Raw genomic sequence first — 13,754 nt, forward strand, 5'->3', positions numbered from 1 at the left:
ATTTTGGCAACTTTCGCATGGGTTGAAAGTAAGGTTTGAATAGCTGCCAAGCGTCAACTGTTTCAGTGTTTTTATGTAAGCCGCTCTACTCAGATAAGTATTCATTGATACTTAAAATACAACTTAGTCCAGTTGGCGATATTGTCGCGATCGCTGCCAGAAGGTCACAGCCATAATCAGCGTTGGCAGAAACACAACCATCAGCACTAGGGCTGGGGATGCTGGAATTGATAAATAGGGACCACCGTACTTAATTAAGATTGACAGTGCCGCTGAGGCGAGTAGCACTTTAAGAATGAATCCAACCTGAGTTGTCATACAACTTAATAAACAAAGACTAAAGTACGGCTATACGGATGCTTGTAGGGGTAGACACCGAACCCAGGCGATCGCATCCCCTTTTTTACAATAGCTTTTAGAGCCTCACCCTGTTACCAATTTCGATGCTCTAAAAGCTTACTAAAGCCAAGAGTACATTTAGCTTTCACTCAGTAGACATCTGAAAGCAACCTTTCAAACTTTATAACTTTTAAGAGGTTCGTATCTACAATGCCTGTTGAAAATAATAATAAGCGATCGCCCAAAGCCTCTAGAACAAAGCAGTTTGGCGGCAGCTTCCTGATTTTGTTCACTATCCTTCTACTGCTAAACTTTATCATTCCGAGTTTTGGCTCTCAATTGCCGCAGGTACCCTACAGCGACTTTATCAATCAGGTAGAAAGCGGTAAAGTTGAGCAGGCAGTTGTGAGCAATGACCGGATCGAGTATGCGCTTAAATCCGATGCCACGGGAGAGCAAGCCGCACCAGATCAGGTATTCGTCACCACGCCAGTGGCAATCGATCTGGATCTACCCAAGATCCTGCGCGAACATAACGTAAAGTTTGCTGCACCTGCACCCAACAACAATGGCTGGATTGGAACCCTCCTCAGTTGGGTTGTTCCTCCCCTGATTTTCTTTGGAATTTGGGGATGGTTGATGAACCGGGGTGGAGGCGCAGGTGGCGCAGCGCTGACGGTTGGGAAAAGCAAGGCACGGATTTACTCAGAAGGCAGCACCGGCATCAAGTTTAGTGATGTGGCGGGTGTCGATGAAGCCAAGTTAGAACTGCTAGAGATTGTGGATTTCTTGAAAAATGCCGGGAAGTACACCCGATTGGGAGCAAAAATTCCCAAAGGCGTGCTGCTGGTGGGACCTCCGGGAACTGGAAAGACACTCTTAGCAAAAGCGATCGCGGGTGAAGCGGGCGTTCCTTTCTTCAGTATCTCTGGCTCCGAATTTATCGAGCTATTCGTCGGTGTCGGCGCTGCACGAGTCCGCGACTTATTTGAACAAGCCAAAAAACAAGCCCCTTGCATCGTCTTCATCGACGAACTAGACGCGCTAGGTAAATCTCGCGGCGGTGCTGGAGGCTTTGTCGGTGGAAACGATGAGCGCGAACAAACCCTTAACCAGTTGCTCACCGAAATGGATGGTTTTGATGGGAATACCGGGGTGATTATCGTCGCCGCCACCAACCGCCCAGAAGTGCTAGATCCGGCTCTGCGGCGTCCGGGTCGTTTTGACCGGCAAGTGGTAGTAGACCGCCCGGATAAAGTGGGTAGAGAAGCCATTCTTGGCGTCCATTCCCGAAATGTCAAATTAGCAGATGATGTAGACTTGGTAGCGATCGCGGGTCGCACACCTGGGTTTGCCGGTGCCGATTTAGCCAACCTGGTGAATGAAGCGGCGCTACTGGCAGCACGTCAGAACCGCGACGCTGTGATGATGGCAGACTTCAACGAAGCAATTGAGCGTGTTGTCACCGGATTAGAGCGCAGATCCCGCGTTCTGAATGATGTTGAGAAAAAGACTGTCGCTTATCACGAAGTCGGTCATGCGATTATCGCGGCTTTGATGCCGGGAGCTGGTAAAGTCGAGAAAATCTCTATCGTCCCCCGTGGCGTCGGTGCCTTAGGCTACACGCTCCAGATGCCAGAGGAAGACCGCTTTTTGATGGTAGAAGATGAAATTCGCGGTCGAATCGCCACTCTCTTAGGTGGACGCTCATCGGAAGAGTTAATCTTTGGAAAGGTGTCTACGGGTGCGAGTGACGACATCCAAAAAGCAACAGATTTAGCGGAACGGGCGATTACTCTCTACGGCATGAGTGATGAATTGGGACCCGTGGCGTTTGAGAAGCCGCAGCAACAGTTCATGGAGGGTTACAGCAATCCGCGTCGTTCAGTGAGTCCCGTGGTGGCTGAGCAGATTGACCGCCAAGTGAAGGAAACGATTGATGCAGCGCACCACATGGCTTTAGAAATCTTAGACAAGAATCGGGATTTACTGGAAGAGCTGGCACAGATGCTTTTGCAAAAAGAAGTTTTGGAAGGCGCTGAACTGCGGGAACAACTCAAATCCGCTAATATTCCTTCAGAAATGGATGAATGGTTGCGTAGCGGGAAGCTACCTGACGGGATACAGTTGAAGCAAGCCGCTTTGGTTTAATGACTCCTTGAGGTGAGAAAAAAGCGATCGCTTTTCGTTTAAAGCGATCGCTTTTCCTTTGGGAGCATCCCGATACGTGCCAATCTACAACAGCGGATTTCTTTCGCCTGTTTTACGGTTTTATTGCAGAAATCTGAAAGGTAACTGGACTAAGTATTATTACCTGGTTCCAGAGAGGAGTGATGGAATCTCATTGCGATCGCTAACTAGAGCGGGTAGTGAAACGCATCTTTCTTGTAAAAATTTATATATAACCATCCTCTGTAATGGCATTCCCCTGGAGCGTCACCCTTCAAAGTTGATAATCTACAGCAATCGGTTGGGCTTGCTCTTCGCTAGTCACTACTGGGGCACCTGAAAATGGATGAAAATTTATCAATTCTGCCAGAAGTGCAGCCGCTGTTATAAAGTATAAAACTACACTAAATTTTATGAGCCATGCACCATTCATTGAAGATTTCCTTTTGGGCAGAGTTTAATTTCTTAAACATGATACCAACCTTCTCAAAATCGTCATGTATCTTAAGCAACATTGAAGCGATCGCGCGACCTAATTTCCCTTGAGGATGCTCCACAATGAATCTCCCTATCGCTTTTGAAGGCGAGTAGGAATATTTGTTTCTGTTGTAGACATCCAGTAAAATCGGATTCGTCTTCTGCGATCGCTAGCAGGCTTTTTTCCTATCCTGCTTTATCAATTTTTGTGGTCTTCCAATCCCTAACACTAGGGGCTAGAGAAATTAAATCTTCAATATTGCGCCGCATTGTGGCACAAATCGCATCCAAAGGAAGGTCATTGGCATCGTGCCCAAAAGGATTCTCAATTTCAATCCCAATTTCTTCAATTCCAAACAATGTAAAGCTAATTAAAGAAACCGTTAGCCCAGTCCACCAATGCAACTGTCCAACCATTTGAAACGGCAAAGATAGACAATAGATTAACAGTAACTGCTTGAGATGGATTACATAAGCCATTGGAATTGGAGTTTTGAGAATGCGTTCACAAGCCCCTAAATTGTCTACTAGTAGATTAATCAAATTTTGCAAAGAATTCATTTGATAAACATTCAGGCGATTTCGACCATGTTGTTCTTGTAAATAATCTCCAATCCAAAACGCAACTTCTAGTGGTGGATTGTTCATTGTCTTTAGCTTAAAGTAGCGAGACTCAGACATCAAATCTTCTAGTTCACTGTTGACTGGCTCTGACCTAAGATGCAATTTAGTCGCTACTGAAAAAGCTACTAGAAGCCGTAAAGCAGCTATTTTCGACTCTCTATCTTTCGGTTCGTTTTCGTCAACCGATACCCAAATTTGACGAGCCAGGTTGCGGACAGTGTTCACGATACTACCCCAACATTTCCGACCTTCCCAGAACCGCTCGTAAGCTGTATTCGTCCGAAAAACCAGTAATAAACCTAAAACAATATTAGGAATTAAGCTAGCTAAAATTGGCAAAGATACAGCTAATTTAAAATGGTGAAGAACAGAAATAATTAAGCCAAATAGCCCGCAGATTAGGGTTCTGGGCAAGACTGCCGGAATGACCGATCCTTTTAACTGGAAGGTAACTTGAAACCACTGCCATTTCTTTTTATCCATTAAACTTTAACCTCTAACTTTGACTCAGACGCTGAATTACATCCAAAAGATAATACTCGATTTATCCTTGAGATTTTTTTAAGGTTATAGCATAGTCAGTAAATGTTTCTGAAACAGTCTTGTCCTTTTAGGAGTAGATTGTGTCAACGATGTTCCATTGCAGTTAGTAGCAGGTAAGCGATCGCATTGTTAGATGGTTTCAATCGCGATCGCGCTTCGGAATTGCTAAAAGTATTAATAATTGCAGTATTGTTTACCCGGATTGTGGTAAATTATTGGGTTTTGCTTGAGATTGCTCTAAAATTTAAATAATTATAAAATATAGCGCTCTTTGACAGGCACGCAAAGCTATCTTAGCTGCCCCAAGCCATATTTAAGAAGTGTCTTCTGGAGGTACTTTGACCACTGTTCCCCTGCCGCCTAACGAAATAGAACGCCTAGAGGCACTGCGTCGCTACAACATTCTCGATACACCTCCCGAAGAAAGCTTCGACCGCATTACGGCTCTGGCGGCTCGGCTTTTTGACGTACCCATTGCCCTCGTTTCTTTAGTTGACCAATTTCGAGCCTGGTTTAAATCCTGCTACGGCTTTGACACCCGCGAAATTAATCGTGAAGCAACAATGTGTAGCTTCGCGATTTTGTCTAAGGATGTTTTCGTGGTTGCAGATACCAGAAATGACCCTCGCTTCGCTTGTAAGCCCTATGCAATTAGCGAACCGGGCATTCGCTTCTATGCAGGTGCGCCCCTGATCGCTAAGGATGGTTTTAATCTTGGCACCCTTTGTCTTGTAGACAGCAAGCCGCGCCATGAGTTATCTGCCGAGCAGCGAGCAACCCTTGCCGATCTAGCGGCGATGGTGGTTGATGAGCTAGAGTTGCGGCTGGCTGCACACAAAATTGCTCAGATGGATGCTGTCCTCATTGAGGTGACGAAGGGAGTTTCGGCAGCGACAGGGGAGGCGTTTTTCTACTCCCTGGCGCAACACCTCACCAAGGCATTGGATGTTGATTTCGCTTTTATTGGGGAACTGGCGGGGAAAGACGAAGATAAAGTCAGCACGATTGCTCTCTATGCCCAGCATGAGATTGCAGACAATATTGAGTATTCACTGCTGAATACACCTTGCAAACAGGTGATTCAGCAAGGAAAGCTATGCTGCTATCCCCGCAATCTCCAAGCGCAATTTCCTGGTAATTTTTTGCTAGCCGAGATGGACGTTGACAGCTATATCGCAACTCCGCTTTTAGGCTCCACAGGAAGAGTGTTGGGATTAGTGGGGGTGATGGCTCGAAAACCGTTGGAGAATCTCCATCTGGCAGAATCGCTGCTGACAATCTTTGCCACCCGTGCGACGGCAGAACTGGAGCGCAAGCGAGCGGAGGAAGAACGTGCCCGACTGTTGGCTAGCGAACAAGCGGCACGCGCCGAGGCAGAGGCGGCGAACCGTATGAAAGACGAGTTTTTGGCGGTACTTTCTCACGAATTGCGATCGCCCCTCAACCCAATTATCGGATGGTCGGGGATGCTTCGCACTCAGAAGTTGAATGCAGCAACGACTGCTCGCGCCCTGGAAACCATTGAGCGCAACGCTAAGTTACAAGCAGAGTTGATTGAGGATCTGCTGGATGTGTCGCGGATGATTCGAGGCAAACTTTCCTTGAATGTGTGCCCGGTTAATCTGATCTCAATTGTTCAAGCGGCGATGGAGACGGTGCATCTAGCCGCAGCGGCTAAAAGCATTCGACTGGAATCGGTACTCGATCCCGCCGTTGGTTTGGTTGTCGGCGATCCAAACCGCTTGCAGCAGATTATCTGGAACTTGCTCTCGAATGGGATCAAGTTCACACCCTCCGGGGGACGAGTGGAAATCAAGCTCGATTGCACTGATTCTTATGCCCAGATTGAGGTGAGCGATACAGGCAAAGGAATCGAGGCTGACTTTCTGCCCTATGTCTTCGAGCGCTTCCGTCAAGCTGATAGTACCAGCACGCGATCGCAAACAGGGCTTGGTTTGGGTTTGGCAATTGTTCGTCACCTCACCGAACTACACGGCGGAACTGTCTGTGTTGACAGCCCTGGGGAGGGGCAAGGGGCAATCTTTACGGTGAAACTGCCGCTGATGATGAAGACTGAGTTGAAAGGACTCAAGCCTGAGCTAGAAGCCCCACTTAGTACACAGCCTTCATCAAGCTTCAGCACTGTACTAGAAGGGTTACAGGTGTTGGTTGTAGATGACGAGGCTGATAGCCGAGATTTTCTCGCGATCGCGCTTGAACAGTATGGAGCGAGGGTAACAGCAGTGGCATCGGCACAGGAGGCACTCTTAGCGCTGCAACAGGTAAAACCAGATGTCTTAGTGAGCGACATTGGGATGCCCGATGAGGATGGCTACACGTTGATCGGCAAAATTAGAGCAATGACGCCAGAGCAAGGAGGACAGATTTCAGCGGTAGCACTGACGGCCTATGCCAGAAGCGAGGATTGCGAGCGTGCGATTTTGGCAGGCTTCCAGCAGCACGTCACGAAGCCTGTCGAGGCCGCGGCATTCGCTGCGACAATCGCTAGCTTGGCTAGAAATTCTTTCAATATAGTCTCCTAGTTGGGGATGCGATCGCGTTGTAACTGAGGTCAAGGGCGATCGCATTACGAGATTACTTGCCCAGGCAGGTAATTCTTGTGTTTATGCTGCCTTGATGAGAATTACTGACATCTTCATTTTATCAACACAATTCTCTGCAAGAAATGACCGTGTTTATTCGGATGGCTCATTCTTTTCTTTACCTTTATGGTTTTGATATTGCTGGATTCAAGTTGGTTGTATTGGCAACGGTAATTTTTATGAATATCCAGCATCGAACTAACTAATTTCAGGAGTGTTTAATGATATTTGTGATACCAATTATCCTGGGTGCTGCTGCCTTAGCTACTGCCGCTTATGGCGCGGTCAAAGGTGTTGAAGGTGTTTCTGACATGAAGGATGCCGAGAAAATTGGCAAGAGTGCTCAAAAAAGACACGAGCGTGCTGTCAAGAAGTTGCAAACTGACTGGGAAGCCACCCAAGAACTTGCAGAAGCTTATGGTCAACTCCAGATTGATATTAAGGTGCGTACAGTTGGGCGATTTGTTAATTTCATCAAGCGGATTGGTCGGCAGGCTTCTGAAAGCGAGATGGAGTTTTTAGCTGGGCTAGAAGGCGTTTCTGTTCAGCAGCTCAAAGAATATGAAGCTGCTGCTTTGGAAGCTGAAAAGTTTGCCCAAGGTGGTATTACAGCTCTTGGGGCAGCAGCGGCGGCTGGTCAAGGCGCAGTAGGGCTTGTAGGACTTTTTGGGACAGCAAGTACCGGAACAGCTATTGCAGGACTTAGTGGTGCTGCTGCTTGGAATGCCACCCTAGCATGGCTGGGCGGTGGTTCACTGGCTGCTGGTGGCGGTGGCATGGCACTTGGCACCCTTGTCCTCGGAGGTATTACGGTTGGTCCAGCCTTGATGATTGGTGGCTTCGTGCTTGCTGGTCAAGGTGAGAAAGCTTTAACAAAAGCACGAAAATACGAAGCCAATGTTAGCACTGAGATTGCTAAGATTGATGCTGCCAAAGACTTTCTGCAACAAGTGAAACGGCGGATCGCTGAGTTAAGCAACTTAGTGGAAGACTTGAATAATCGTGCTGTTATAGGTCTTAATGAACTTGAATCCCAATCCTTTGAAACAAACCGGGATGCTAGCAAGTTTCAACAGGTAGGACTTTTAGTGAAGGCACTTGTAGAAATCATGAAAACCCCAGTTTTAGATACTAAAGGCAACCTAAATCCTTCTTCTGCCACTATCAAAGCAAAATATTGTAAGCTGTGAGGTAATTAGCCGTGTCGGCTAAAAGAGTTTCTGTAGAAGTGCTTGCACAAAGCATGGGTGAATTCACTAGGCTCGCTGAATGTCTACGCGATCTTGTCTCAGCTTACACGGAATACAAGAAGGTGGCTGAGGAGGAACGCACTAAGCGACGCGATATTGACGCCTGGGAAAAAGAAAGAATAGCCAAGATTAATGCCCAGCGAGACTTGCTAATGGCATACCTTGACCGCTCATTTGATGAACGTGCAGAAAACTTTCGCGCTTTGTTTGGTGTCGTTGATCGGGCAATTACAGCCGGTAATAACGAGCAATTAGCCCTAGCCTTGAACTCAATTACGGAAATAGCAAAGTCAAGTCCGTTCAAAGACCTTGCGAACTTAGCGTCTGTCAAAGTAGCACTTAACGATCCAGACCACGAATGGACATTTTGATCGGGAGCATCCCAATGCTTGTAAAAAGGACGAAAAGAATTCGCATTTATACAGACTAAACCCGACCGAAGCGGGTTTCAAAAGTTTCGCGTTGCTCGTACCAAAGGACGTTTGTGTAGCGTTTGTCGCTTTTTTGTAGCATTTTGAAGTATAGCTATCGCCAGTAGTTGTACAGCGACTTTTTATTTGACGTGGAGACATATTATGTCGTTAAAGAGTCAAAGCTTAGCCTGGCTTGCTTTTTCGGCCCAATCTAATTTGGCAACGCTGATAGTCAAATGCTAGCTCATTGACTAATCTTTCTGTGTAATCCTGCAATCAGAAAAGTTTTGCTCAGTGACACGAAATTGTCTTGACATCATTTAATTTGGCACTGTACACAAACAGTCGCTTGTAAGGCAAAATCTTTTAGCCCCAATTGGAACCAAAACATAAAAAATACCCTGACTTTAAAAGCCAGGGTACCGGGTAGCATCGAAAATTAATCACAGTTAGTAAAATCAAACAATTACCTCTAATAATCTAACAATTACCTCTAATGAAGCTTTATTTGTATTTCTCTTCGCCCCTAGCACTCATTGTCCTTGCCTCTTGCAGTTTACCGGGGATTCCACAAAAGCCACAATCTAATATGAATCAGGTGACTCAACCCCAACTTAGGGTGGTAACGTTGGATGACAATAGTAAGATAGCGATGGGGCAAACTATCTATGTCCCTATCTATTCTCATATTTATTACGAAAACCAGAAGGAAGTTTTATATTTATCAGCCACTCTTAGTATTCGCAATACGGATTTGAGCAATCCCATCATTGTCACTTCAGTGCGCTACTATGATACAGAGGGAAAATTAATCAAGCACTATTTAGAGCGCCCTGTGGAACTTGGTTCTCTAGCTTCTACAGATTTTGTTGTAGCGAGAACTGACACCACTGGGGGGTTAGGAGCTAACTTTATTGTTGAGTGGATAGCTAAAAAGAAAGTTTCTGAGCCTGTCGTTGAAGCCGTTATGATTAGTGCTGCATCCAACCAAGGAATTTCTTTTGTTAGTCCTGGTAGAGTTATTAAAAATCATAACAATAAGTAATTTGTATCAGTAGCTTTTTTTTGTCACAAAAAGCTACTGTCAAAGTTTTTTAACGATTATTAGTTTACCATCAAACTTCTAGCCAGAATATCGACAAAAAGGAAACCACGTTAGCTTTCAGTGAGGATAATATCGAAGCTATCCTTTTCCAAAGTGCTAAGCTGTTCAGCATTTAGATTGAAATAGCTAAATTCCTCAAAGAGAACAGAAAATAACATGGTTTTTCAAGGCGATCGCATCTCCAAAAAAAGTCTTAATACATTGCGAGTCTTGCGCTTAATTTAGCTGGGTTCATCGTCATGAAGATGGAATCGACCTAATCACGTCAATCATTAATAAATTTCGGTTTAATAGCTCCTTGCCGCCTGAGTTGAAACCATTCTGGAAACTCAGGACATTTTTGCTCATCAATCACCTTTTCAACGTTGATGTACAGTGCCAAATTAAATGGCGTCGAGACAATTTCGTGTCACTGAGCAAAACTTTCCCGATTGCAGGATTACAGAGAAAGATTACTCAACGAGCTAGCATTTGACCAGCAGCATTGCCAATTTAGATTGAGCGGAAAAAGCAAGCCAGGTTTAGCTTTGCCTCTTTAACGACACTAATCCGATCTGTCTCCACGTCAAATAAAAAGTCACTATACAGCCTGTCAAAAGGGCGAAGAGAATTCGCATCTATACAGACTAAACCCGACCGAAGCGGGTTTCAAAAGTCTCGCGTTGCACGTACAAAAGGACGTTTGTGTAGCGTTTGTCGCCTTTTTGTAGTATCTTGAAGTATATTGTATTCACCCAAAGGTGATGAGATGTACTGGTATAACGGCAACCTGATTGAGTCGGGAACCCTGGAGTTAGCGATTGACGATCCGGGGTTGCTTTATGGAGCGAAGGTGTTTACAACGCTGCGGGTTTATGAGCAGTCGTTGGAGAGTCCGCTGACTAACTGGAAGGGACATTGCGATCGCCTCTGTTGCAGCGTGCAAACGTTTGACTGGCAGCAGCCAGACTGGGAACAATTACGGCAACAAGCAGAAGCGTTAATCCCACACTTCCCCGTTCTCAGAATTACTCTATTTCCCGATGGGCGAGAGTGGATTAGCGGGCGGTTTTTTCCCGATGAATTGATAGAAAGACAAAAATATGGTGTTAAAAGTTGGCTAGCGGCAGAGCCGTTATTTTGCCGCTCAATTCCCGAACATAAAACGGGGAACTACCTGCCTGCTTGGCTGGCATTGGGAAAAGCTCAGCAGATGGGAGCGACAGAAGCAATTTTGGTCGATGATAAGGGAAATTGGTTAGAAACCAGTACGGGCAATCTTTGGGGATGGCGGGATGGTAAGTGGTGGACGCCGCCTCTAGATGCTGGAATTTTGCCGGGAATCGCGCGATCGCAACTGATCAACTGGCTGGCAAGTCAGAATCTAACCCCTGGGCAAGTGCCTTGGGATGCTGACTTTGTGAAAGGATTGTCAGTTCTTGCTTATAGTAATTGCGTGGTGCAAGTCGTTCCGATTCATACCGTTCTTTGCCAAGAAGGTACTTTGACTTTTGACCCGTTACACAGCAGCCTAGAGCAATTGCAGAGCTTATTTCAGCGCTACCAAACCCATCAAGCTTCCCCCTGAGCGTAAAAATCTCGACGACTGAAGTCGCGACTCCACAAACGAACCCTGTCTTTACAGGCTAGGAGACAAAGCCTGCGTAGGCAGGCTTTGTCTGTGTAGTCCCACCCTTCTAGGGTGGGGGACTATGTTGTGTAGCCCCATTTCTAGGGTGTGGGAGTAGATTGTTCCAGCTAGGATGGTTGTTTTTGTGGCGACGGTTACGATGAAGATAGATGACGTTGTTGAAGGTTTCTATGAACCAACCGTGTCAAGGAATTCTGAGACGGGTTAACATAAGTTAATACAAATAAAAATTCAAAGCGTCCCCATATCCTAGAGCTTAGGAGGAAACTCGGTGAACAAACGGTGGAGAAATGCAGGGCTGTATGCGCTGCTAGCAATAGTTGTAATCGCCTTAGGAACAGCATTTTTAGACAAACAACCCCAAAGTCGGGAAACCTGGAAATACAGCAAGCTGATTCAGGAAGTTCAAGACGGTCGGATTGAAAGAGTTGGTCTTAGTGCCGACCGCACTAAGGCGCTTGTTACAGCACAAGACGGCAGCAAGATTGTCGTTAACCTGCCTAATGACCCAGACCTGATTAGCATTCTGTCCACCAAGGGTGTAGACATTTCAGTTTTGCCCCAGAGCGATGACAGCTTCTGGTTCCGCGCCTTGAGCAGTCTCTTCTTCCCCGTTCTGCTTCTGGTTGGATTATTCTTTTTGCTACGCCGCGCTCAGAGTGGCCCAGGCTCTCAAGCGATGAACTTTGGCAAATCCAAAGCCAGAGTCCAAATGGAGCCACAAACCCAAGTAACTTTTGGGGATGTCGCTGGCATTGACCAAGCCAAGCTAGAGCTGAATGAAGTCGTTGACTTCCTCAAGAACGCCGACCGCTTCACCGCCATTGGAGCAAAAATTCCCAAAGGCGTGCTGCTAGTTGGACCTCCGGGAACGGGTAAAACGCTGCTCGCTCGTGCAGTTGCTGGGGAAGCAGGTGTGCCTTTCTTCTCTATCTCTGGTTCTGAGTTTGTAGAAATGTTCGTCGGTGTCGGTGCATCTCGCGTGCGCGACCTGTTTGAACAAGCCAAGGCAAATGCTCCCTGTATCGTATTTATCGATGAAATTGATGCCGTGGGGCGTCAGCGGGGTGCAGGTTTAGGCGGCGGTAACGATGAGCGGGAGCAAACCCTCAACCAGTTGCTGACCGAGATGGACGGTTTCGAGGGCAACACGGGAATTATTATCATCGCTGCTACGAACCGCCCAGATGTACTTGATGCAGCACTGCTGCGTCCGGGTCGCTTTGACCGTCAGGTGGTCGTGGATCGTCCCGACTATGCCGGTCGCTTGGAGATTCTCAACGTTCACGCCCGTGGCAAAACGCTGGCGAAGGATGTGGATCTTGAGAAGATCGCTCGTCGTACCCCTGGTTTCACGGGTGCTGACCTCTCCAACTTGCTGAACGAAGCAGCGATTCTGGCGGCTCGTCGCAACCTGACCGAAATCTCGATGGATGAAATCAATGATGCCATCGACCGGGTGCTAGCTGGCCCAGAGAAGAAAGACCGGGTGATGAGCGAAAAGCGCAAAACCTTGGTGGCTTATCACGAAGCGGGTCACGCTCTCGTTGGTGCATTGATGCCAGATTATGACCCGGTGCAAAAGATCAGCATCATCCCTCGCGGTCGTGCGGGTGGTTTGACTTGGTTTACACCGAGTGAAGACCGGATGGATTCTGGTTTGTACAGCCGCTCTTATCTGCAAAATCAGATGGCAGTCGCCTTGGGCGGTCGGCTTGCTGAAGAAATCATCTTCGGTGAAGAAGAAGTAACAACGGGTGCCTCGAATGACTTGCAGCAGGTGGCTCGTGTGGCGCGTCAAATGGTGATGCGGTTTGGCATGAGCGATCGCTTGGGACAAGTTGCTTTAGGTCGTCAGCAAGGCAATATGTTCTTGGGACGCGACATTGCCGCCGAGCGGGATTTCTCGGAAGCAACTGCGGCGACGATTGATGATGAAGTCCACAATTTGGTGGATCAAGCTTACCATCGTGCCAAAGCAGTGCTGGTGAATAACCGCCACATCCTGGATCAATTGGCTCAAATGCTCATTGAAAAGGAAACGGTAGACGCTGAGGAACTGCAAGAGGTTCTGGCGAATAACGATGTGAAGATGGCAGCGATCGCATAATTCGCTAATTGCTCATTGAGCGTTCTAAAAATTGGGGGAATTCTAGGATATTTTCTAGAACGACCCCAATTTTTGTTTGGCGTTGCACAAAGACATCAGGAGCGAGCAGGTACGGGTGAAAAATCGCTCTGAGCCAAAGTGCTACAGAGATTCGATGGCGTAGGCTGCATTGGGATTTGCGCGATCGCAGAAGTCTCAAATAAGCTTGCCTTAGCGCTGAACAGCAAGACTGAAACGACAAGGGCGATGCTCAAAAAGCGGAGAACGAACGAGCGATCGCAAAACAATGATTGCAGTCTTCGAGACCTCACAACAAATCTCCTGTGATTGTTAGCCGCCTAAATTCCCAGCATCCCGTAGCTGTAACGCGAAAAAATTCAGATGCTTCAAATTGGTAGACAATTTGATTGGGTTTTAGCTGTGAGTTCTAAAACTTTCCTCTCTTCTCAGGAGTAAGTTGAAGGATAGAATGCGATGCCTTCGGCACACGG

At 46.9% G+C, this 13,754-nt stretch carries 11 protein-coding genes; 7 read left to right on the top strand and 4 right to left on the bottom strand.

Annotated elements, in window-relative coordinates; all coding sequences use genetic code 11:
- Positions 1-123 precede the first annotated feature (123 nt).
- Complete coding sequence (locus tag NDI33_RS13065; RefSeq protein WP_190675915.1) at positions 124-318, bottom strand: hypothetical protein; 195 nt, start codon at positions 316-318, stop codon at positions 124-126.
- Between the two features lie 231 nt (positions 319-549).
- On the opposite strand from NDI33_RS13065, the gene ftsH reads away from it, so the two are divergent.
- Positions 550-2,490, top strand: a complete 1,941-nt coding sequence (gene ftsH / locus NDI33_RS13070) for an ATP-dependent zinc metalloprotease FtsH (RefSeq protein WP_190531875.1) — start codon at positions 550-552, stop codon at positions 2,488-2,490.
- A gap of 292 nt (positions 2,491-2,782) precedes the next feature.
- Here the strand turns inward: ftsH and NDI33_RS13075 are convergent, their stop codons facing one another.
- Entirely contained in the window at positions 2,783-2,941 is a 159-nt protein-coding gene (locus NDI33_RS13075) for a hypothetical protein (protein WP_190675917.1), read from the bottom strand.
- Positions 2,942-3,171: 230 nt separating this feature from the next.
- Positions 3,172-4,092 carry a bestrophin family ion channel gene (locus NDI33_RS13080; protein ID WP_190412019.1) on the bottom strand — a complete coding sequence of 307 codons (921 nt, stop codon included), beginning with the start codon at positions 4,090-4,092 and terminating at the stop codon, positions 3,172-3,174.
- Positions 4,093-4,490: 398 nt separating this feature from the next.
- On the opposite strand from NDI33_RS13080, the gene NDI33_RS13085 reads away from it, so the two are divergent.
- The 6 genes from NDI33_RS13085 to ftsH3 all read left to right on the top strand — a co-directional run bounded on the left by NDI33_RS13085 (position 4,491) and on the right by ftsH3 (position 13,263).
- Positions 4,491-6,695 (top strand): ATP-binding protein, encoded by a 2,205-nt coding sequence (locus NDI33_RS13085; protein ID WP_199302451.1) that lies wholly within the window; start codon positions 4,491-4,493, stop codon positions 6,693-6,695.
- A 281-nt stretch (positions 6,696-6,976) separates the two neighbouring features.
- Entirely contained in the window at positions 6,977-7,945 is a 969-nt protein-coding gene (locus NDI33_RS13090) for a hypothetical protein (protein ID WP_190675921.1), read from the top strand.
- Positions 7,946-7,998: 53 nt separating this feature from the next.
- Entirely contained in the window at positions 7,999-8,376 is a 378-nt protein-coding gene (locus NDI33_RS13095; protein WP_199302452.1) for a hypothetical protein, read from the top strand.
- Between the two features lie 538 nt (positions 8,377-8,914).
- Positions 8,915-9,463, top strand: coding sequence for a DUF3124 domain-containing protein (locus NDI33_RS13100; RefSeq protein WP_190675923.1), 549 nt, complete (start codon positions 8,915-8,917; stop codon positions 9,461-9,463).
- Between the two features lie 808 nt (positions 9,464-10,271).
- Positions 10,272-11,090 (top strand): aminotransferase class IV, encoded by an 819-nt coding sequence (locus tag NDI33_RS13105; RefSeq protein ID WP_190675925.1) that lies wholly within the window; start codon positions 10,272-10,274, stop codon positions 11,088-11,090.
- A 334-nt stretch (positions 11,091-11,424) separates the two neighbouring features.
- Entirely contained in the window at positions 11,425-13,263 is a 1,839-nt protein-coding gene (ftsH3, locus tag NDI33_RS13110) for an ATP-dependent zinc metalloprotease FtsH3 (RefSeq protein ID WP_190412024.1), read from the top strand.
- Between the two features lie 95 nt (positions 13,264-13,358).
- On the opposite strand, the gene NDI33_RS13115 is transcribed toward ftsH3, so the two are convergent.
- Positions 13,359-13,574, bottom strand: a complete 216-nt coding sequence (locus NDI33_RS13115) for a hypothetical protein (protein ID WP_190675927.1) — start codon at positions 13,572-13,574, stop codon at positions 13,359-13,361.
- Between the last annotated feature and the right edge of the window lie 180 nt (positions 13,575-13,754).

This window comes from Trichocoleus sp. DQ-A1 (assembly GCF_039961955.1).
GTDB lineage: Bacteria > Cyanobacteriota > Cyanobacteriia > Cyanobacteriales > FACHB-T130 > FACHB-T130.